Consider the following 18063-nt stretch of genomic DNA (forward strand, 5'->3'; position numbering starts at 1 on the left):
CGGCCGCGAGCCCCGGAGGTCTGGGTTCACCGGCACCACGAACGAGTTGCCGCACGCGGGCCTGGCGGGCTGGGAGCGGGCGAGAGTCGCCCGACGACACCAGCGCAATCCCCCCTGCGCGAGCCTTGAGGACCGAGTGAACACCCTGCTGGATCAGCACCCCGACCTGGACTCCGCCGACATCGAGGCGGACCCGACCCCCGAGACCCCCGACACCCCCGAGACCCCCGCCGGCCCGACCTTCGCGGACCTGGGCCTCGCCCCGACGCTGCTGGCCGCACTGGACGGGCTGGGCTACGAGACCCCGAGCCCGATCCAGGCCGCCGCGATCGGCCCGCTCATCGCCGGCCGCGACCTGCTCGGGCAGGCCGCCACCGGCACCGGCAAGACCGCCGCGTTCGCGCTGCCGATGCTGCAGCGGCTCGCCGACGGCCGCGTCTCCCGCGACCGCGGCCCGAAGCCCTTCGGCATCGTGCTCGCCCCGACCCGTGAGCTGGCCATGCAGGTCGGCGAGGCCGTCACCAAGTACGGCGCCGAGCTCGGCGCGCGCGTCGCCTGTGTGTTCGGTGGTGCGCCGATCGGCCCGCAGCTGGGCCAGCTGCGCCGCGGCGTCGACGTCGTCGTCGCCACCCCCGGCCGCGCCATCGACCTGATCAACCGCGGTGCGCTGTCGCTGGACGCGATCGAGGTCGCCGTCCTGGACGAGGCCGACGAGATGCTCGACATGGGCTTCGTCGAGGACATCGAGACCATCCTCGGCTCGACCCCCGAGGGCCGGCAGACGGTGCTGTTCTCGGCGACCATGCCGGGCCGCATCCAGAGCCTGGCGCGCACGCACCTGAGCGACCCGGCCGACATCCGCATCAAGCGGGAGGCGACGCCGGAGGGTGAGGCCCCGAAGGTCCGCCAGACCGCGTACCACGTGCCGCGCAGCCACGTGACCGTCGCGCTGGGCCGGGTGCTCGAGATGGAGCAGCCGACCGCGGCGATCGTGTTCTGCCGCACCCGCGCCGACGTCGACGCCGTCACCGAGACCCTCACCGCGCGCGGCCTGCGCGCGGAGGCGCTGCACGGCGGCATGGACCAGGAGCACCGGACCCGCGTCGTCGAGCGACTGCGTGCCGGGCGGACCGAGCTGCTGGTCGCGACCGACGTCGCGGCCCGCGGTCTCGACATCGACTCGCTGACCCACGTGGTCAACCACGACGTCCCGTCGTCGCCGGAGTCCTACGTGCACCGGATCGGCCGGGTCGGCCGCGCCGGGCGCGAGGGCGTCGCGATCACCCTGGTGACCCCGGGGTCGGTGCGGCACCTGCGCAACATCGAGCGGCTGATCGGCGGCTCGGTGCCCAGCGCGCCGGTGCCGTCGCCCGCGGACCTGCGCACCGTGCGGCTGGCCCGCACCGCGCTGGCCCTGCGCGAGCAGATCGGCACCGACGGCGACGCACAGCCGTCCGACGGCGTCGACGAGCTGGTGCTCGACCTGGCCCGCGACAACGACCTCGCCTCGATCGCCGCCGCCGCGATCCGCATCGCCCGGGCCGGCACCTCGGTCCCGGACGACGAGATCGAGATCCCCGAGGTCCGCTCGCGCGGCGGCCGCGACCGCGGTCCGGCCGACCGTGGCCCGCGCCGCGACCGTGACGGCCGTCCGGGCGCCGGGCGCGGCCAGGGCGCCCGTCCGCCGAAGGCGGGCACCACCCGGCTGTTCGTCTCCGCCGGCCGGGCGTCGGGCATCCGTCCGCAGGACATCGTGGGCGCGCTGGCGAACGAGTCCCGGCTGTCCGGCCGCGACATCGGTGCCATCCAGATCCACGAGCGGCACGCGCTGGTCGAGGTCCCGGAGCACGCCGCCGACGACGTGCTGCGCTCGCTGCGTGGCGCGACCACGCTGAAGGGCCGCAAGGCCAACGTCCGTCGTGACCGGGACGGTGCGGCCGCCGGCTGACGACCACCCGTACGACACGAGGGCCCCGCGCGGACGATCGCGCGGGGCCCTCGGCGTGTGCGGGGTGGGGTGCGGGTCAGCGCACCTCGACCCGGTCACCCTGGTCGAGCTTGCCGAAGAACACCGTCGCGTCCTTGCCCTTGAGCTTCACGCAGCCGGCCGACGTCGAGTTCCGGTCGCCCTCGTGGAAGGCGACGCCACCGGGGGCGAAGAACACCGACCACGGCATCGGGGCGCCGTCGAACTCCGCGGAGTGGTGGTCCTGGTCCTTGTCGTAGACCTCGAAGTCGCCGGTGGGGGTCTCGGTGCCCTGCCCGCCGTGGTTGACGCGGACCGGGCCGTAGCTGACGGCGCCGTCGTCGAGGATCCAGGCCTGGTCGCTCGCGAGGTCCACGCACGCCCGCGCGGCCGCGGAGCAGGGCGTGCCGGCGACGCCCCCCGGCTCCGGGACGGCGAGCGCGGTACCCGCGGCACCCAGTCCGATCACCAGCCCGGCGGCCGTGACGGCGATGGCCCGCCGGCGGCGGGTGCGACGCGTACTGCGGGGAACGTTCGTGTGCGCCATGGGTGCGACGGTGTCCTCTCACGGGTGAACGGCAGGCCTGCCATGAAGATCAACGGTGACGGGGCGCAACAGTTACGGCCGATCGGGGTACCGATCTCGGTGAGTGCCCGGCCCGTGCCGTCGTTCTGCGAGAGGATCGGGCGACGCCGGACGACGCAGACGAGGAGCGCGTGATGACCACCACGGGACCCACCGCCACACGCAAGCCGCGCAGCCACCAGGTCACCGACGGGCTGGGGGCCACCGCCGCCCGCTCGATGCTGCGGGCCGTCGGCATGCGCGACGACGACTTCGCCAAACCCCAGATCGGGATCGCGTCGTCCTGGAACGAGATCACCCCGTGCAACCTGTCGCTGCAACGGCTGGCGATGGCGGCCAAGGAGGGCGTCCACGCCGCGGGCGGCTACCCGCTGGAGTTCGGCACGATCTCGGTGTCCGACGCCATCTCCATGGGCCACCGCGGCATGCACTACTCCCTGGTCAGCCGGGAGATCATCGCCGACTCCGTGGAGACGGTCGTGGAGGCGGAACGGCTCGACGGCACCGTCCTGCTGGCCGGCTGCGACAAGTCGCTGCCCGGGATGCTGATGGCCGCGGCCCGGCTCGACCTCGCCGGGGTGTTCGTCTACGCCGGATCGATCATGCCGGGCCGGGTGGGCGACCGGGAGGTCAACATCGGCGACGCGTTCGAGGCCATCGGCGCGTGCGCCCGCGGCCTGATCACCCCCGACGAGGTCGACGCCCTGGAGCGGTCGATGTGCCCGGGGGAGGGTGCCTGCGGCGGCTTCTACACGGCCAACACCATGGCGGCCGCGGCCGAGGCGCTCGGGATGGCACTGCCCGGCTCGGCGAGCCCGCCTGCCGTCGACCGGCGCCGGGACGGCGTCGCCCGCGCGTCCGGCGAGGCGTCGGTGGGCATGATCGACCGCGGACTCACGGCCCGGTCGATCCTGACCCAGCACGCGTTCGAGAACGCGATCGCCGTCGTCATGGCGTTCGGCGGGTCCACCAACGCGGTGCTGCACCTGCTCGCGATCGCCCGCGAGGCCGGCGTCGACCTGACCCTCGACGACTTCAACCGGGTCGGTGACCGGGTGCCGCACCTCGCGGACGTGAAGCCGTTCGGCAAGCACCTCATGTACGCCGTCGACCAGGTCGGCGGCGTCCCCGTCGTGATGAAGGCGCTGCTCGACGCCGGACTGATCCACGGCGACGCGCTCACCGTCACCGGGCGGACCGTCGCGGAGAACCTCGACGACCTCGCGCCCCCCGGGCTCGACGGCTCCGTCATCCACGACCTGGCGAACCCGATCCATCCCACCGGCGGGCTCACCATCCTGCGCGGCTCGCTCGCGCCGGAGGGCGCCGTGGTCAAGTCCGCCGGCTTCGACGCGGCGACCTTCACCGGCACCGCCCGGGTGTTCGACGGCGAGCAGGGCGCCCTCGACGCCGTCGACGCCGGCGAGATCGAGCCCGGCACGATCATGCTGATCCGCTACGAGGGGCCGCGGGGCGGCCCGGGGATGCGGGAGATGCTCGCCGTCACCGGCCGGATCAAGGGCGCCGGTCTCGGCAAGGACGTGCTCCTGGTGACCGACGGCCGGTTCTCCGGCGCGACGACCGGCCTGTGCGTCGGGCACGTGGCCCCGGAGGCCGCCGACGGCGGGCCGATCGCCCTGGTCCACGACGGCGACACGATCACCCTGGACATGAAGGGCCGCACGATCGAGATCGGGATCGACGACGCCGAGCTGGAGCGCCGGCGGGCGGCGTGGGTCCGGCCGGAACCCACCAACCGGCGCGGTGTGCTGGGCAAGTACGCCAAGCTGGTGTCGTCGGCCGCCGACGGCGCGGTCTGCGGCTGAGTCCCCTGCCCCCGGGTGCCGCGTTCGGCGCAACGCACCGACCGGCCGGCGCGACCCCCGGTGCGACGCCTCGGCCCGGGATGGCATCCTTCGCCCCGGGACGATCGAGAACGGGCACGCACCCCACGGCCTCCGGCGGGCGTCCTAACCCTTCTGAAACCGCCGTGACCTCCTCTGGAAACGGCGGGCGGTGATCGTGTGGGTGTGGAGGCCGGCATGGGTGATCAGCTGTTCCCGGAGACCGTCGTCGGATCGGGCGTCGGTGTCGTGGTGCCCTACGACTTCGCGCAGGACCGCGAGATGTGGCGCTGGGTCCCGGAGCCGACGTCGCTGCACGTCACCCGGACCCCGTACCTGACCGTCCCGGCCGACGCCGGCCAGGCCCGGATCATCTCCGCGCCGGAGATCGTGCGGCAGGCCGTGCAGAACGTGCTGCTGCCCGAGCCGGGTGTCGTCGCGTACTCCTGCACGTCGGGCAGCTTCGTCGACGGCGCCGACGGCGAGCGGGCGCTGCGCCGGGTCCTCCTCGATGCCGGTGCCCCGCAGGCCGTCACGACCGCCGGGTCGCTGGTCGACGCCTGCGCCGCGCTCGGGGTGGACCGGCTCGCGCTCGCGACCCCCTACGTCGACGACCTCACCGCGAAGCTCGAGGGCTTCCTCGCCGCGCACGGCGTCACCAGTGTCAACCGGCACGGCCTCGGACTCCTCGGCCGGATCTGGCACGTGACGCCCGACGAGGTGGTCCGGGCGGTCCGCGCCGCCGACCACCCGGACGCCGAGGCCGTCTTCGTCTCCTGCACCAACCTGCCGACCTACGACGTGATCGCCGTCCTGGAACGCGAGCTCGGCAAGCCCGTGCTGACGGCCAACCAGGTCACGATGTGGGCTGCCCTCGGCGCGATCGGGCTGGACGCCGTCGGCCCCGGGCAGGCGCTGATCGAGTGCCGCACGCCGGGTGACCGTCCGGTCCTGCGCGTGGTGCCGGAGGTCCCCGCCGAGGCGGCGGCCGGGAGTCCCCGGGAAGGGGACGGGACCGGGCTGCCGTCGCTGCACAAGGTCCGTGTCCGGCTGCCCGACGAGTCCGGGGCACTGGCCCGGCTCACCGCCGCCGTCGCGGAGGTCGGGGGCAACATCCTGTCGCTCTCGGTCCACGGTGGTGACTCCCGCTCGGTCGTCGACGAGATGATGGTCGGTGGCGTCGTGAGCGCCGCCCGGCTGACCCGGGTGATCCGCAGGCGGCTGCGCTCCGCGGCCCCGGACGCCGTCCAGGTCGTCGCCGCGGACCCGCACGAGCTCGTCGACGCCCCGACCCGGGCGCTCGACCTGGCCGGCCGGGTGCGGACCCCCGACGACGTGCTGCACGGGCTCCTGGAGCTGCTGCACGCGGACGAGATCGCCGTCGAGCCCACCGGGCCGGACCCCGCGGAGACCCACGCGCTCGGCCTGCCCTCGCCGTTCGGCGGGCACGTCGTCGCCCGCCGGGAGTGGGCGCCCTTCACCGTGACCGAACGCGCCCGCGCCGAGGCGTTCCTGCGGGTGACGGCCGCCCGCCCGGCCGGCGCCGTGCACGAGGTTCTGCTGCCCGGCGGCGGGCAGGTCGTCGCGAGCGCGGCGACCGGCGACGAGGTGACCGAGCTCGACGCGTTGCTGCGTGCCTGCCTGTCCGGTGCGGACGGCGCCGACGACGACTGGACGGCGGCCGACCTCCGTGCCGTGCTGCTGCCGTCGACGGGGCGGTGCCTGGTGGTGCGGTCCGCGGACGGCACGCTCGTCGCGCTCGCCTCCCGGATGGACGCCGACGAGCTCGACCCGGCCGCGGAGCCGGTCGTGCTGGTGCACCCGGACTACCGCGGGCAGCGGCTGGGCGGCTGGCTGCGGGACAAGCTCGCCGCCGTGTCCGCGGCCTAGGCTGGGGGCATGCAGCGCGACCTCCCTGACGACTGGACGGCCTGGAAGGACCGGGTCGATCTCGGCTCCTACGACGCCCGGTGGGCGGCGATGGCCGAGGCGGGGGAGAACCCGCACGGCGAGGCCGATCTCGTGCAGGCGCTGCTGGACCGCGGCCCGGTGCTCGACGGCGGCTGCGGTACCGGGCGGGTCGGGATCGAGCTGGACCGTCGGGGGATCGACGTCGTCGGGGTCGATCCGGACGCGGACATGATCGCCGCGGCCCGGGCCAAGGCCCCGGGTCTCCGGTGGCTGGTGTCCGGTCTGGAGTCGCTCGACCTGGCCGAGGAGTTCGGGCTGGTCGTGCTGGCGGGCAACGTGATCCCGTACGCGACCGACCGGCCGGGTGTGCTGGCCGGATGCGCCCGGCACCTGCGCCCGGGCGGGTTGCTGCTGGCCGGGTACACGCTGCGGCCGGACTGGCCGACGGTCGGCGACGTCGACGGCTGGTGCGCCGCCGCCGGGCTGGAGCCGGTCGAGCGGTGGTCGACCTGGGACCGCGCCCCGTGGGACGGCGGCGACTACGCCGTCACCCTGCACGCCCGCCGGTAGCGGCCGGGCGGGTCAGCACACGTCGTCGCCGGGGGTGCGCGGTGCCGCCCCGAGCGGCTGGATGTAGGAGTCACCGCCCGCCGCACGCAGCGCCGTGCAGGCACGGTCGCGGCTCGGGAACGGCCCGAGGTAGACGGCGTAGATGAGGTTCCCGTCCGGGGTGCGCGGCCGGAACGACGAGCAGCTCCGCAGCGACAGCAGGTAGTCCGACCCCGGGTGCCGGTCCAGGTGCATCGTGACGTCCTCGACGTAGCGGGCCGGATCGACCGCCGCCCCGACGACGACCACGTCCTGCCCGGAGCAGCCGAGCCGGCTCACCGGGCGGTCCAGGCCGAGGTCGCCGTCACCGGCCGGGACCACGGGTGCCGACGTCGTACCCGCGGGCTGCAGCGGACCCGGGTCGGCGGCGGGCTCCGGCGTCTCGAACGACGGGACGACGACCGGCGGCTCGGCGCCGCCGCGGGGCACGACCGCCCACACCGCGGCGACCAGCACGGCGGCCACCAGCGTGGCCGCACCGATGACGGTCGCGAGCACCCGGCGGCCGTGGCGCGGCGGGGTGTCCCGGCCCGGGGGACCGTCCGGCTCGCCGGGGACGATCCAGGGGTCCCGGTCGTCGTCGCGCAGGGTCGGTGGTGGGACCTCCGGCCGGGTCGGCGGGGGAGCCACGGGTGCGGCCTCCACCAGCGCCTGCACCTGCGCGGCGAGTGCCCCGGCGGTGGCGGGGCGGTCGCCGGGGTCCTTCGCCATCCCGCGGGCCACCACCTCGTCCCAGCCGGGGGCGAGGTCGGGGCGCAGCGCGGTGACCCGCGGCGGCGGCGTGACCAGGTGCGCGGACAGGACGGCGGCCGGGTCGGTGCCGGGGAACGGCTGCCGCCCGGTGAGCATCTCGAACAGCACGCAGGTCAGCGAGTAGACGTCGGCCCGGCCGTCGACCGCCGCGTCGGACGAGCGGAGCCGTTCCGGTGCGAGGTAGCCGAGCGTGCCGACGGTCGCGCCGGTGGCGGTGAGCGCGGTCGGCGCCGTCGGCTCGGGCCCGACGACCCGGGCGATCCCGAAGTCGACGAGGTAGGTGAAGTCGTCGCGTGCCTCGACGACCAGCAGGTTCGCCGGCTTGACGTCGCGGTGCACCAGCCCGGCGGCGTGCGCGGCGTCGAGCGCGTGCGCGGCCTGGCGGACGATCCCGGCGGCACGGGCGGCGGGCAGCGGCGCCCGCCGCGCCAGCAGCCGCGCCAGGTCCTCGCCGTCGATCAGGCGCATCGACAGGTACAGCCGCCCGTCGATCTCCCCGTAGCCGTGTACCGGGACGACGTGCGGGTCGCGCAGCTCGAACGCCGCACGGGCCTCCCGCCGGAACCGCTCGACGGTGACGCGGTCGCCCGCGAGGTGCGCGGACAGCACCTTCAGCGCGACCTCGCCGCCGTGCCGGTGGTCGAAGGCCCGGAAGACCTCGCCCATCCCACCCGCACCGAGCCGTCCGCGGATCTCGAAGTCGCCGAACACCGTCCCGGCCGTGAACGCGCCGTCCATGCCCACCCCCACCCCTCGCCGACGGTGATACCAGATCGAGGGCCCCGGGACGGGCGAACCGGTCAGATCCGGCAGAGCACCTCGCCGTGCGGGATCAGGAACCAGCCGTCGGGATGTGCCGCCCACTCGCGCCAGGCCTGCGAGATGCCGTCCAGCTCGGGCTCCTCGGCGAGCCCCCGCTCGACGGCCATCCGCCCCACGCCCGTGTGGATCCGGTCCGCCCACATGCCGCCCCAGGCGGCGCGCTCGTCCGGTGTCGCGTAGCACCAGACCGAGGCCGACGGCGTCACCTCGGCGAACCCGGCGGCGTGCGCCCAGCCGAGCAGCCGGCGTCCGGCGTCGGGCTCGGCGTCGTTGCCGTGGGCCACCGCCCGGTACAGCTCCAGCCAGCGGTCCAGCCGCGGGTCGTGCGGCCACCACTGGAACCCGGCGTAGTCGGCGTCGCGGGCGGCGACGAGGCCGCCGGGGCGGGCGACCCGGCGCATCTCGCGCAGCACCGCGACCGGGTCCGAGACGTGCTGCAGCACCTGGTGGGCGTGCACGACGTCCCAGGTGTCGTCGGGATCGGAGAGGGCGTAGCCGTCGTCGACGGCGAACTCGACGGTCACACCACGCTCGGCGGCACCGGCCCTGGCCTGGTCGAGCGTGTCCGCGACGACCTCGATCCCGCGGACCCGGCCGGGCGCGACCCGCGCGGCGAGGTCGGCGGTGATGCTGCCCGGCCCGCAGCCGACGTCGAGCAGGTCGGTGCCGGGTGCGAGGTGCGGCAGCAGGTAGCCGCAGGAGTTCTCCGCGGTGCGCGCCGCGTGCGAGCGGACGACGACCTCGGGGTGGCCGTGGGTGTAGGTGTCGCGGGGCATGCGTCCCAGCCTGCCCGAGGTCACCGCGCCCGGCGGATCCGGATCGCGCCGCGCGCCGTCGACGGGTCGACGACCGCACCCTTCTGGACGATCTCGACGGTGCCGGCGTCGACCAGCCGGCGGGCGGCCATCCGGGCCGGTTCCATGAGGTCCCGCCAGCCGTCGGGGGCGACGTCGCGGGCCGCCTCGGACGGGCAGATCGTCGCCCCGGCCCGCCCGCCGTCGAGCAGGCGGGTGATCGCGTCCTCCAGGTCGCGGTCGACCCGGGTCACCCCGCGGCGCCGGCAGCCCGCCGAGCAGTACCGCACCTGGTCCCAGTCGCGCGCCCACTTCCGGCGCCACTCGATCCGGCGCCCGCAGACGGCACAGGTCTTCTCCGCCACGCCTCCCATGGTCCGGGATCAGCCCCGGGCGAGCACCGCGGCGTCGAGGGCACCGCGCATCGCCGCCTCCGGCCCCGGACGCCCGGTCATGAGCTCGACCTGCGCGATCGCCTGCCGCAGCAGCATCTCCAGGCCGGAGACGATCGTCGCCCCGGCCGCGGCGGCACCACCCGCGACGACCGTCGGCCAGGGCGCGTAGACCGAGTCCAGCAGGACGGTGCCCGGCCGCCAGCGGGCCCCCGCCAGCGCGTCCGCCACACCGGCGGGCAGCGTCGAGACGACGACGTCGGCGCCGTCGAGCAGCCGGGCGGCGGCGGCCGCGTCGGTGAGGACGGCGTGCACCTCCGGCTCGACGTCGAGCCGGTCGGCGGTCTCGCGCAGCGCGCCGGCCCGCCCGGCGTCGCGGACCAGGACGTCGACGTGGTCGACCTCCAGGTCGTGCAGCGCGGCGACGGCGGCCTGCGCCGTCCCGCCCGCCCCGAGGACGACCGCCCGCCCGGTGCCCGCCCCGGCCGCGCGCAGCGACTCCGCGATGCCGGTGACGTCGGTGTTGTGCGCGACGGCGCCCTGCGGCCCGAACACGAGGGTGTTCCCCGCGCCGATCGCCGCCGCGCCCGGCGCGACCCGGTCGGCCACGTCGAGCAGCACCCGCTTGAGCGGCATCGTCAGCGACAGGCCCGCCCACTCCGGGCCGAGCCCCCCGACGAACCCGGCCAGCCCCGCCTCGTCGATCTCGAACCGGTCGTAGTGCCAGCCGTCCAGGCCGAGCGCGGCGTAGGCCGCGTTGTGCAGTGCGGGGGACAGCGAGTGCGCGATCGGGGAGCCGAGGACGGCGGCGCGGCGGACGGGGGTGCTCACCCCCGCAGTATGCGGGGGACCGCTCAGCCCGCCCGGGACGGCTCCCGTCCGGCGGTGTCCACGGTGCGCCGGGACCGCGCCCAGCTCCACCAGCCGTGCACCACCAGCCCGGCGAACACGACGTAGACGGCGGCCGAGAACCAGAGACCGGACGCCATCTGCAGCGGCACCCCGATCGCGTCCACCAGCAGCCAGATCGCCCAGAACTCGATCAGCCGCAGCCCCTGGGCGAGGAACGCGACGGCCGTCCCGACGAAGATCGCCGCGTCCGGCCAGGGGGCCCAGGAGGCGCCCAGCGCGTCGAGGACCAGCGCCATCGCGACGGTGCCGCCGACCAGCAGCCCGGCCAGCCCGAGCCGCTGCCGCCACGTCCCGTGCCGCACGGCGAGCCCGTAGACGGGGTCGCGCTGGCGCATCCACGCGACCAGCCCGAACACCGAGATCGCGAACACGATCACCTGGCGGAACGCCAATCCGCCCAGGTGCGCGGACGCGTAGACCGCGAACAGCAGCGCGCACGCCGCCATCTGCACCGGCCAGGTCGCGAGGCTGCGGCGCCGGGCGAGGAACACCACGGCGAGCGCGCCGATCTGGCCGATCATCTCGGCCCAGGACACGAACTGGCCGAACAGGGTCGGTCCGTGGTGCAGCAGCAGGTCCACGCGGGCGTCCTTCCTCCCGGGACGCCGGAGTGCACGTCCCCCGTGCCAGGGGACAACGGCGGGACCGCACCCGCCCATCCCGGGGGCCCCGTCTGTGAGCGGACGCACACGGGGGCACCGGGTGCCTCCGGTCAGCCGAGCGCGGAGCGGCGGACCTGGGTGACGGCCCGCCCGTCCACCAGGACGAGCAGCGGGTCACGCGACCGGACGCCGGCGGCGTCGAGCCGGGCGGCGGCCGCGTCGACGGTCTCCCCGTGCCCGACGGTCGCGGGCGGCGGCCCGGCGTGCGTGCCGACGTGGTCGTCGGCGGCGAGCCCGGCCAGGTCACCGGTCCGCACACAGCCGATGACGTCCGGGGCCGACCACGTCGTCCCGTCGGTCTCGCGCGGGTGCACGACGGGGACGGCGTCGGGAACGGGGCCGGCGTCCAGCACCTCGCGCAGCTCGGCGACGGTCGCGGTCGCCGGGACCACGCGCAGGCCGGGCTCGTACGGGCCGACCGCGTCGCGGACCCGTGGCCCGGCGTCCGCGTCGAGGAAGCCGAGGGTGGTCAGCCAGGTGTCGTCGAAGTACTTCGACAGGTAGATCCGGCCCGAGTCCGGCAGCACGGCGACGACCAGGCCGTCCGGGCCGGCCGTCGCGGAGACCCGCAGCGCCGCCGCGACGGCCAGCCCGGCGGAGCCGCCGGCCAGCATCCCCTCCTCGCGGGCCAGGCGGCGCACGGTGCGCAGCGACTCGCCGTCGCCGATCCGCTCGGTCCGGTGCGGGACGGCGGTGTCGTAGACGGCGGGCCAGCCGTCGGTGCCGGTCAGCGGGTGCAGGTAGTGCCCGACGGCCTCGACGTAGTAGGGGCTGCCGTCGCCGCCGCCGTAGCGGGAGGTCCACGGGTCGGCCGCGACGATCTCCACGCCGTGCCCGGCCAGGTACCGGCCGGCGCCGGTGACGGTCCCGCCGGTCCCGGCCCCGGCGACGAGGTGGGTGATCCGGCCACCGGTCTGCGCCCAGATCTCCGGCCCGGTGGTGCGCTCGTGGACGTCCGGGTTGGCCGGGTTGCCGTACTGGTCGGCGAGCCAGCCGCCGGGCGTCTCCCGCGCGATCCGGGCCGCCAGCTGCTGGACGTGCCGCGGGTCCTCGCGCGGCACCAGCCCGGGGGTCGTCACGACCTCGGCGCCGTAGGCCCGCAGCAGCGCGATCTTCTCCGTCGTCGTGCGGTCCGGGACGACGAGCACCGCCCGGTGCCCGCGGGCGGCCGCCACCATCGCCAGGCCGATGCCGGTGTTGCCGGAGGTGCCCTCGACGATCGTGCCGCCCGGCGGCAGCGCGCCGGTCGCCTCGGCGTCGAGCACCATCGCCAGCGCCGCGCGGTCCTTCACCGAGCCGCCGGGGTTCGCCCACTCGGTCTTCACCCACACCGGCGCGCCGCCCTCCGGTACGACCCGGTTGAGCCGCACCAGCGGGGTCGCGCCGATCCCGTCGAGCACCGAGTCGTGGACCGGTCCCGTTCCCATGGGGGCAGATCCTGCCCCGCCCGGCGGGTGGGAGGCTGCGCGGGTGAGCGGAACGGTGCTGGTGCTGGGCGGGCGGAGCGAGATCGGGGTGGCGGTCGCCGAGCGGCTGGCCGGGGACGACGCGGGGACGGTCGTGCTGGCCGCGCGCCGTCCCGCGGAGCTCGACGCGGAACGTGCCCGGGTGAGTGCGGCGGGCGCGGAGGTCGACACCGTCGCGTTCGACGCCGACGACCTCGCCGGGCACCGCCCGCTGCTCGACGACGTCCTCGCCCGGCACGGCCGGATCGACGTCGCCGTCGTCGCGTTCGGGATCCTCGGCGACCAGGACCGCGCGGAGACCGACGCCGCGCACGCCGCCGCGATCGTGCACACCGACTACCTCGCCCAGGTGCACCTGCTCACCGAGCTCGCCCGGGTGCTGCGTGCGCAGGGGAGCGGGACGCTCGTCGTCTACTCGTCGGTCGCGGGGGTGCGGGTGCGCCGCGCCAACTACGTCTACGGCAGCGCCAAGGCCGGTCTCGACGGGTTCGCGTCCGGCCTCGCCGACGCGCTCCACGGCTCGGGGGTCCGTCTCGTGCTGATCCGGCCGGGCTTCGTGGTCGGCCGGATGACCGAGGGCATGAACCCGGCCCCGCTGTCGTCCACACCGGAGCAGGTCGCCGACGCGACCGTGCGGGCCGTCCGACGTGGCCGCGGCAACGCCGACGTCTGGGTCCCCGGCACACTCCGGCTGCTCTTCCTCGGGCTGCGCCTGCTGCCGCGCGCCGTGTGGCGGCGGATGCCCCGCTAATCGTCTACAGATCTCCGGTCGGCGGCAATCGGCGTGTGGCACTTCCGCTCGGGTGAGCCGGGTCATATCGTCGCGTGCGCATCCCCAGAATCGACGACGACGTCCAGGAGGAGCAGTGGGACACACCCGCGGAGCCGTGGTCCGGAGCGTGCCGGGCAAGTTCGAGGTCGTGGATCTGGAGCTCGACGACCCCCGCGCGGGCGAGATCGAGGTGAAGATGGTGGCGTCGGGCCTGTGCCACTCCGACGACCACATCGCGACCGGTGACATCCCGGTCGGGGTCTACCCGTTCGCCGGCGGCCACGAGGGCTCCGGCATCGTCACCCGTGCCGGCGCGAACAAGAAGGGCCTCAAGGAGGGCGACCACGTCGTCTTCTCCTTCCTCCCGTCCTGTGGGCACTGTCGCTGGTGTGCCAGCGGCATGCAGAACCTGTGCGACCTCGGTGCGGGCCTGCTGGCCGGCACGCGCTGGGGCGAGGACTCCACCCGGATCAAGCTGGCCGACGACGGCACCCCCGTCGGCCAGATGTGCGGCATCTCGACGTTCTGCGAGACCACGGTGGTCTCGGAGGACTCCTGCGTGAAGATCCCCGACGACATCCCGCTCGAGGTCGCCTGCCTGGTCGGCTGCGGCGTCGGCACCGGCTGGGGCTCGGCGGTCAACGCCGGCGGTGTCCAGCCGGGCAACACCACGATCGTCATGGGCATCGGTGGCATCGGCATCAACGCCGTGCAGGGCGCCTCGCACGCCGGCGCCTCCAACATCATCGCCGTCGACCCGGTGGCGCTGAAGCGGGAGAAGGCCCAGCAGCTCGGCGCGACGCACGCGGTCGAGTCCATGGAGGAGGCCACCGAGCTCGCCCAGCAGTTCACCAACGGGCAGGGCGCCGACCAGACGATCATCACCGTCGGCGTGGTGAAGCCGGAGCACGTCGGACAGGCGATGGCGTCGATCCGCAAGGCGGGCACCGTCGTCGTCACCGCGCTCGGGGACATCAACTCCACCGAGCAGCTGCCGGTCTCGCTGGCCGACGTCACCCTGTTCCAGAAGCGGATCCAGGGCGCGATGTTCGGCATGTCCAACCCGAACTGGGACATCCTGCGGCAGCTGGACCTCTACCGCTCCGGCGCGCTGAAGCTCGACGAGCTGGTCACCAAGACCTACTCGCTCGACCAGGTCGCGAACGCCTACGAGGACATGCACGCCGGCGCGAACATCCGGGGCGTCATCCGCTTCTGATCCCCGCGACGACACGGAACCCGGGGCCCGGGGCGCGACGCAGCGCCCCGGGGCCCGGCGCATACTGCGGCCGTGGACGATCTCCTGCTGCTCGACGGGCACAACGACCTGCCGTGGGCGCTGCGGACGCTGGACGGGCCCGGACCCGATCTCGCCGCCGGTGACCCGCGGCTGCACACCGACCTGCCCCGGCTGCGTGCCGGCCGGGTGGGTGCCCAGTTCTGGTCGGTCTACGTGCCCGGCGAGTTCGCCGCCGACGACGCCGTCACCGCCGTCCTGCAGCAGGTCGACCAGGTGTACCGGCTGGTCGCGCAGCACGGCGACGCACTCGCGTTCGCGGGGTCCGCCGACGAGGTGGAGCAGGTCGTCGCCGGCGGCAGGCTCGCGTCGCTCATGGGTGCCGAGGGCGGGCACTGCATCGCGAACTCGCTCGCGGTGCTGCGGATGCTCCGCACGCTCGGGGTCCGCTACCTGACGCTCACCCACAACCTGAACAACGACTGGGCCGACTCCGCGACCGACACCCCGGTGCACGGCGGGCTGACGGCGTTCGGCCGCGAGGTCGTCGCCGAGATGAACCGGATCGGCATGATCGTCGACCTGTCGCACGTCGCCGACACGACGATGCGCGACGCGCTGGCCGTCACCGACCGGCCGGTGCTGTTCACCCACTCCGGCGCCCGCGCGGTCACCGACCACCCGCGCAACGTGCCCGCCGACGTCCTGGAGTCGCTGCGCGGCAACGGCGGCGTCTGCATGGCGACGTTCGTCCCGCGGTTCGTGTCGGCCGCCGTCACCGCGTGGGACGAGCGCCTCCTCGACGCGATGACCGCCGCCGGACTCGACCACCGCGACCTCGACGCGCGGGCGCGGTTCGCCGCGGCCTGGGACGGGCCGCCGGCGCCGCGGGCGACCCTGGACGACGTCGTCGCGCACGTCGAGCACCTGCGCGAGGCCGCGGGGATCGACCACGTCGGCATCGGTGGCGACTTCGACGGCACCGCCGACCTGCCCGACGGCCTGGCTGACGTCGCCGCCTACCCGCGCCTGTTCGACGCGCTCGCCGACCGCGGCTGGTCCCGGGAGGACCTGGACAAGCTGGCGGGGCGCAACGCGTTGCGGGTGCTGCGGGCCGCCGACGACGCGGGAGTGTCCTCCTAGCGGATGGACACGACGCTCACCCCGAGGTCCGGTCCGGACCACGCGGAGTCGGCGGTGACCGCGGGTCCGCCGAGGCGTGCGGCCGGCGCCAGGCAGCATCGGTCGCCGAGCGACAAGCCGGCCGGGCGGGTGGCAGGCCACAGCTTCGCCGCCGCGAGGTAGGTCTCGACGACGTCGCTGCCGGGCTCGGCGCGCAGCCAGGCCAGCACGGCTGGCGCATCGAGGACCGCGCGGCGGGGCGGGGATCCGTGGCCGGATCCGGTGGGGTCGTGCCCGGTCACGAGGAGGCGTCCTCGGCCGCGGCCTCGGCGCGGCGCTCGGCGATCAGCTCGTCGGCGGCCGAGGTCTGCGATCCGCCCTGCCAGGACTCGTCGATCTCCCTCCGCATCCGCGCGACCAGCTGGGCTCGGGACTCCATCACCACCCGGCCGTCCTCGACCGACAGCAACAGCGTCGACCCTGCAGCGAGGCCCAGGTCGCGACGGACCTGGGCGGGAATCAGTACCCGGCCGTCACGATTGACGACCACTTCCGACGAATCGGTGTCCCCGCCGTGACCTGACATATCGCAAGTCTGGTACACGACGGATCCACGATCTGTCAGATACCCGCTACATCTGACAGACAGTGAATGCTGGTTGCGCGGGTCAGTCGCCGTCACCCGGCTGCGTCTCGCGGGACACCGCGAGCGCCCCGGCGGCCGAGGCCGCCAGCCGCAGCGACCCGACCGCCGTCGGGTGGAAGGGATCGGGCCGGTCGAGGCCCTGCACGTCGGGACCCATCCCGTCGCTCGACGGCGCGCACAGCGGGGTCAGGTTCGGAGCCGCCGTGGTGAACCCGAAACGGGCCGCACCGTCGGCGAGGACGTCGTTGAGCCGCCGGTTCCGCTCGGCCAGCAGGTCGATCTTGGCCTGGTCGAGGCCGGGTGCCCCGGCCGGGCCGCGCATGTCCGGGCACGAGGCGTCGAACCGGCCCGGGAACGGGTCGTAGGACAGCGTGACGACGACCCGCGGTTGTCCGGGCAGCGAGTCGAGGTCGGTGAACAGGGCCCCGACGTCACGCGCGAACGTCGCCAGCCGGGACTCGAACTCGCCGTCGGAGAGGCGGTCGTCGCAGGTGGGGAGGCCGTAGCAGTACAGGAGGAAGTCCGACCAGGCCAGGTCGTTCGGGCCGATCTCGACGACCACCCACTGCAGCCCCTGGACCTGCTTGAGCCGTCCGACCTGCGGCGGCACGGTGACGCCCGCGCGCGCCTGCGGTCCGCGCAGCCCGGCCGCCACGCTGGCCCCGGCACAGGCCAGGTTGAGGACGTCCTCGCCGCGCAGCAGCGACAGCTGGGCGGCGGTGGAGTCGATGCTGCGGGCGCACGCGTCGTCGTCGGGGTCGACGGTCCCGTCGGGCCGCTGCCGGACGTCGCCGCCGACCCGGGCGGCCCGCGAGTCCCCGATGACGGCGCCGGTCACCCCGGTGACCGGCGGCCCGGCGGGGGAGGGGCTGACCTGCGTCGCCCCGACCAGGTCGGTGACCGAGGTGATCGAGCCGAGCCCGGTCGTCGTGCCGTGCAGGGCGGCGACCCCGGCACCGCCCCAGAGCAGCACCGACGCGGCGACCGCGATCGTCGTCATCCGGCCGATCGGGCCGGCGTGGTCGTCCCAGTGCACCGGCTGCCGGTCGGCGCCCCGGGCCTTGCGCAACGCGAGCACCAGGCGTGCCCAGGCCGTGAGCGCGCTGCCCAGCAGCGCGACCAGCACCATCCCGGCCGCGCCCCACAGGTACCAGGTGGTGAAGCCCTCGGTGAGGGTGCGGACGGCGTCCCCGGCGCCGTCGACCGTCTGCGGGCCGAGCACCGGTCCGTTGTCGGCCGGGCGCTTCAGCGGGCCGATCGACAGCCGCGGGCGGATCGGGCCGTAGACCTCGACGCGGGTCAGGTCGAACTCGGCGTTGCCGAGCTGGACGATCTGCGCGGGGCCGGACAACGACAGCGGGGGGACGCGGGCCCCGACGCCGACGTCCTGCCCGAACACCTCGACGTGCTTCTCCGGCGTCACCATGATCACCAGGGGGACGCCGACGACCGCGATCAGTGCCAGCAGCAGGATCGTGGGGAGCGACCGGGCCTCGCGCAGCAGCGCGCGGACCCGGACCGGGAGCGAGCGGCGCTCGGGCATGGCCGCCATCGTGCACGCACGCGGCA

Annotated in this window: 17 protein-coding genes; 7 read left to right on the top strand and 10 right to left on the bottom strand. The window is 75.1% G+C overall.

The window, feature by feature from the left end; translation table 11 throughout:
* Positions 1 to 145 precede the first annotated feature (145 nt).
* Positions 146 to 1948 carry a DEAD/DEAH box helicase gene (locus tag PP1_RS28330; protein ID WP_369821699.1) on the top strand — a complete coding sequence of 601 codons (1803 nt, stop codon included), beginning with the start codon at positions 146 to 148 and terminating at the stop codon, positions 1946 to 1948.
* A gap of 76 nt (positions 1949 to 2024) precedes the next feature.
* Here the strand turns inward: PP1_RS28330 and PP1_RS28335 are convergent, their stop codons facing one another.
* Positions 2025 to 2513 carry a L,D-transpeptidase gene (locus tag PP1_RS28335; protein ID WP_010230309.1) on the bottom strand — a complete coding sequence of 163 codons (489 nt, stop codon included), beginning with the start codon at positions 2511 to 2513 and terminating at the stop codon, positions 2025 to 2027.
* Positions 2514 to 2686: 173 nt separating this feature from the next.
* On the opposite strand from PP1_RS28335, the gene ilvD reads away from it, so the two are divergent.
* The 3 genes from ilvD (at position 2687) to PP1_RS28350 (ending at position 6877) form a co-directional block, all read left to right on the top strand.
* Positions 2687 to 4378, top strand: coding sequence for a dihydroxy-acid dehydratase (gene ilvD, locus PP1_RS28340; RefSeq protein ID WP_010230310.1), 1692 nt, complete (start codon positions 2687 to 2689; stop codon positions 4376 to 4378).
* Between the two features lie 216 nt (positions 4379 to 4594).
* Entirely contained in the window at positions 4595 to 6286 is a 1692-nt protein-coding gene (locus PP1_RS28345) for a hypothetical protein (RefSeq protein ID WP_202796374.1), read from the top strand.
* Positions 6287 to 6295: 9 nt separating this feature from the next.
* Positions 6296 to 6877 (top strand): class I SAM-dependent methyltransferase, encoded by a 582-nt coding sequence (locus PP1_RS28350; protein ID WP_010230314.1) that lies wholly within the window; start codon positions 6296 to 6298, stop codon positions 6875 to 6877.
* 12 nt (positions 6878 to 6889) lie between these two features.
* Here PP1_RS28350 and PP1_RS28355 read toward each other — a convergent pair whose 3' ends face one another.
* From PP1_RS28355 to PP1_RS28380, 6 genes are all read right to left on the bottom strand, one after another.
* Positions 6890 to 8407, bottom strand: a complete 1518-nt coding sequence (locus tag PP1_RS28355) for a serine/threonine-protein kinase (RefSeq protein WP_075314414.1) — start codon at positions 8405 to 8407, stop codon at positions 6890 to 6892.
* Positions 8408 to 8469: 62 nt separating this feature from the next.
* On the bottom strand, positions 8470 to 9267 hold the full coding sequence (locus tag PP1_RS28360) for a methyltransferase domain-containing protein (RefSeq protein ID WP_010235617.1): 798 nt from the start codon (positions 9265 to 9267) through the stop codon (positions 8470 to 8472).
* A gap of 20 nt (positions 9268 to 9287) precedes the next feature.
* Positions 9288 to 9650: a DUF2256 and DUF3253 domain-containing protein gene (locus PP1_RS28365; protein ID WP_010235619.1), complete on the bottom strand. Its 363-nt coding sequence runs from the start codon at positions 9648 to 9650 to the stop codon at positions 9288 to 9290.
* A gap of 18 nt (positions 9651 to 9668) precedes the next feature.
* Positions 9669 to 10508, bottom strand: a complete 840-nt coding sequence (locus PP1_RS28370; RefSeq protein ID WP_060575644.1) for a shikimate dehydrogenase — start codon at positions 10506 to 10508, stop codon at positions 9669 to 9671.
* 23 nt (positions 10509 to 10531) lie between these two features.
* A complete protein-coding gene (locus tag PP1_RS28375) occupies positions 10532 to 11170 on the bottom strand; it encodes a nicotinamide mononucleotide transporter family protein (RefSeq protein ID WP_010238418.1) in 639 nt (212 codons plus the stop codon).
* Positions 11171 to 11301: 131 nt separating this feature from the next.
* Positions 11302 to 12678: a PLP-dependent cysteine synthase family protein gene (locus PP1_RS28380; protein ID WP_075314412.1), complete on the bottom strand. Its 1377-nt coding sequence runs from the start codon at positions 12676 to 12678 to the stop codon at positions 11302 to 11304.
* A 43-nt stretch (positions 12679 to 12721) separates the two neighbouring features.
* Between PP1_RS28380 and PP1_RS28385 the strand changes: the two genes are divergently transcribed.
* From PP1_RS28385 to PP1_RS28395, 3 genes are all read left to right on the top strand, one after another.
* Complete coding sequence (locus PP1_RS28385; RefSeq protein ID WP_029239673.1) at positions 12722 to 13468, top strand: SDR family NAD(P)-dependent oxidoreductase; 747 nt, start codon at positions 12722 to 12724, stop codon at positions 13466 to 13468.
* A 115-nt stretch (positions 13469 to 13583) separates the two neighbouring features.
* Positions 13584 to 14708, top strand: coding sequence for an NDMA-dependent alcohol dehydrogenase (locus tag PP1_RS28390; RefSeq protein ID WP_010232794.1), 1125 nt, complete (start codon positions 13584 to 13586; stop codon positions 14706 to 14708).
* A gap of 72 nt (positions 14709 to 14780) precedes the next feature.
* Positions 14781 to 15869 (top strand): dipeptidase, encoded by a 1089-nt coding sequence (locus PP1_RS28395; RefSeq protein WP_010232795.1) that lies wholly within the window; start codon positions 14781 to 14783, stop codon positions 15867 to 15869.
* Here the strand turns inward: PP1_RS28395 and PP1_RS28400 are convergent.
* The 3 genes from PP1_RS28400 to PP1_RS28410 all read right to left on the bottom strand — a co-directional run bounded on the left by PP1_RS28400 (position 15866) and on the right by PP1_RS28410 (position 18037).
* A complete protein-coding gene (locus PP1_RS28400; RefSeq protein WP_010232797.1) occupies positions 15866 to 16150 on the bottom strand; it encodes a putative PIN domain-containing protein in 285 nt (94 codons plus the stop codon). The genes PP1_RS28395 and PP1_RS28400 overlap by 4 nt on opposite strands.
* Positions 16147 to 16398, bottom strand: coding sequence for an AbrB/MazE/SpoVT family DNA-binding domain-containing protein (locus PP1_RS28405; protein ID WP_010232798.1), 252 nt, complete (start codon positions 16396 to 16398; stop codon positions 16147 to 16149). The genes PP1_RS28400 and PP1_RS28405 overlap by 4 nt, the downstream gene beginning before the upstream one ends.
* A gap of 118 nt (positions 16399 to 16516) precedes the next feature.
* On the bottom strand, positions 16517 to 18037 hold the full coding sequence (locus PP1_RS28410; protein ID WP_010232799.1) for a GDSL-type esterase/lipase family protein: 1521 nt from the start codon (positions 18035 to 18037) through the stop codon (positions 16517 to 16519).
* Between the last annotated feature and the right edge of the window lie 26 nt (positions 18038 to 18063).

The organism is Pseudonocardia sp. P1 (assembly GCF_000178675.2).
Lineage (GTDB): Bacteria > Actinomycetota > Actinomycetes > Mycobacteriales > Pseudonocardiaceae > Pseudonocardia.